This window comes from Methylobacterium aquaticum (assembly GCF_001043915.1).
GTDB lineage: Bacteria > Pseudomonadota > Alphaproteobacteria > Rhizobiales > Beijerinckiaceae > Methylobacterium > Methylobacterium aquaticum.
Genome location: NZ_LABX01000416.1, coordinates 1 through 3,104, shown reverse-complemented (window position 1 = coordinate 3,104; position 3,104 = coordinate 1). Strand labels below are relative to the sequence as shown.

The following is a 3,104-nucleotide window of genomic DNA, read 5'->3' as shown; positions in this document are numbered from 1 at the left end:
GGCGGACCTCGACGGCATCGACGGGGTGGCGGCGGTCTCGGGCGGGACGATCACGAACCAGAGCGCGGCGGGGGGGGTGTCGGGCCGCTACGCGCTGGCGGGCGACCTCGACGCCTCGGGCACGACCTACACCGACGCCCTGGTGGGGATCAGCGACACGAACTCGTTTGCGGGCAGGTTCGAGGGGCTGGGGCACACGATCACGGACCTGACGATTGGCAAGAGCGGCGACTATACCGGTCTGTTCGGGCGCGTGTTGGCGAGCGGCGTAGTGCGCGACATCGGGCTGGTCGGCGGCAGCGTCATCGGCAGCAGCGACGCGGGCGGGCTGGTCGGGACCAATTTCGGCAGCGTCGTCTACGCCACTGCCACCGGCAGCGTCAGCGGCGGCAGCAACGTGGGCGGGCTGGTCGGGCGCAATTTGGGCGGCAGCGTCGTCCAGTCCACCGCCACCGGCCACGTGAGCGGCAACAGCGACGTGGGCGGGCTGGTCGGGGCCAATTTGGCCGGCAGCGTCGTCCAGTCCACCGCCACCGGCCACGTGAGCGGCGGCAGCGACGTGGGCGGGCTGGTCGGCGGCAATTTTGGCGGCAGCGTCGTCCAGTCCACCGCCACCGGCCGCGTGAGCGGCGGCAACAACGTGGGCGGGCTGGTCGGTGGCCTTTTTGGTGGCAGCGTCGTCCAGTCCTACTGGGACACGCAGACGAGCGGCGCAGGTTCGAACGGCGGCGGAACCGGCCTGACCACGGCACAGCTTCAGCAGGCCACCCTGCCCGGCGGCTTCGACGCGGCCGTCTGGGGCAGCGGCCCGGGCCTCTATCCCTACCTCAAGAGCTTCTACCCGAATGGCGTGCAGGCCGTCTCCGGCACCACCTACCGGGACGCCGGCGCGACCCTCGCGGCCTCCGGGGCGGCCGGAACCGTCACGGTCTCCCTCGACGCCGGCGGCAGCCGCCTCGGCCAGGCGAGCACCGGCGCCAACGGCGCCTACTACATCGCGCTGCCGGCCGGGACGCTCGCCAACGGCGCGAGCTTCGTCGCCTCGGTGCCGACGAACGGCAGCCTGTCCACCGCCGCTGCGACGCTGGCCACCTCGACCGGGGCCGCCGCGCTTGGCGGCGCGAACCTCTACGGCGGGGCGCTCACGGCCCTGACATCGGCCGACCGCCTGTCGCAGGCGCCCTCGCTGTCCGACGCCCGCACCAGCGCCACCGCGGTCGCCAGCAGCGCGACCCAGACCCTGATCTCCGGCCTGACCGGCCGGGGCCTGATCGCCTCGAACGCGGGCGGGTTCACCCTCGACCAGGCGGTGACGACGGGCGGGACCTTCGTGGTCCAGACCACGGCGGCGGGGGCACCGCTGACCGTGGCGCAGCCGATCACCATCCAGGACGGCGGATCGCTCGGGCTCGCGACCGCCGGGACGCTGTCGATCAACGCCGACGTGACGGCGAACGGGGCGGTGGCGGTGACGCTCGCCTCGGGCTCGCGCCAAGTCCTGAATGAGTACAACGCGGTCGTCGCCACGATCGAGGACTATGCGTTCGCGGCGGGCAAGGGGCTCACGTTCACGGGCGCGGCGACCGGCCAGTCCCTCACCATCAACGGGCAGGGCTACACGCTGGTCCGTTCCATGGCGGACCTCGACGGCATCGACGGTGTGGCGGCGGTGTCGGGCGGAGCGATCACGAACCAGAGCGCGGCGGGGGGCCTGTCGGGCCGCTACGCGCTGGCGGGCGACCTCGCGGCGGCGGGCACGACCTACACCGACGCGCTGGTGGGCACCAACAGCAGCACCAGCGCGGCCACGCAGTTCTCGGGCACCTTCGCGGGCCTGGGCCACGCGATCACCGGCCTGACGATCGGCAAGAGCGGCGACTGGGCAGGGCTGTTCGGCTTCGTCGCGCGCGACGGCGCTGTGCGTGACGTCAACCTCCTCGGCGGGAGCATCGCGGGCTCGAGCATCGTCGGCGGCCTCGTCGGCGAGAACCGGGGGATCGTGACCCAGTCCACCACCAGCGCCGCCGTCTCCAGCACGGGGCAACTGACGGCCGGCTTCGGCGGACTGGTCGGGATCAACGGCGGGACGGTGAGCCGGTCCATGGCCAGCGGGCCCGTCTCGGGCAGCTACTCCGTGGGGGGCCTCGTCGGATCGAATTCCGAGACGATCAGCCAATCCCTGGCCAGCGGGCCCGTCTCGGGCATCGAGTCCGTGGGGGGCCTCGTCGGTTTTCACTTGAACGGCCTCGTGAGCCAATCCCTCGCCCTCGGCGCCGTCTCGAGTTCCGGTGCGAACAGGAACGTCGGCGGCCTCAACGGCGACATCGCGATCGCGTTCGTGACGCAGAGCTACTGGGACACGCAGGCGAGCGGCCGGGCGACGACCGCCAAGAATCAGGGCTCCGGCCTGACCACGGCGCAGTTGCAGGGCAGCCGGCCGACAGGCTTCGGCCCGACCGTCTGGGGCAGCGACACCGGCCTCTATCCCTACCTGAGGAGCTTCTACCCGAACGGGGTGCAGGCGGTCACCGGCACCGCCTACCGGGATGCCGGTGCGACCCTCGCCGCCTCCGGCGCGGCCGGCGCCGTCACGGTCTCCCTCGACGCCGGTGGCAGCCGCCTCGGCCAGGCGAGCACCGGCGCCAACGGCACCTACTACCTCGCGCTGCCGGCCGGCACGCTCGCCAACGGCACGAGCTTCGTCGCTTCGGTGCCGACCGTCGCGGGCCTGTCGAACGCCGCTGCGACGCTGGCCACCTCGACCTACGCCACGACCGCGCCGGCGCAGGGCGGCGTGAACCTGTACGGTGGGGCGCTCACCGTGCCTGCCACCGCCGACCGGCTCTCCCTGGCGCCCTCCCTCGCCGACGCGCGGAGCGCGACGAGCGGGGTGGCGAGCACGGCGACCGCGACCCTGATCTCCGGCCTGTCCGGGCGCGGCTTCGCGACGAGCGCGGCGGCCTTCACCCTGGACACGGCCGTGGACCCGGCCGGCACGACGGTGGTGCAGACGGGGGCGGGCGCGGCGATCACGGTGACGGCGGCGCAGGTGCTGAACGCCGGCGGGTCGCTCGGCCTGATCTCGGGCGGGGCGCTGCGGATCA

General features: G+C 73.3%; 1 protein-coding gene. It reads left to right on the top strand.

The genetic code is table 11. From position 1 onward, the window contains the following. Positions 1-3,104, top strand: a 3,104-nt coding sequence (locus VP06_RS32895) for a beta strand repeat-containing protein (RefSeq protein WP_048468033.1), incomplete at both ends; no start/stop codon positions are given.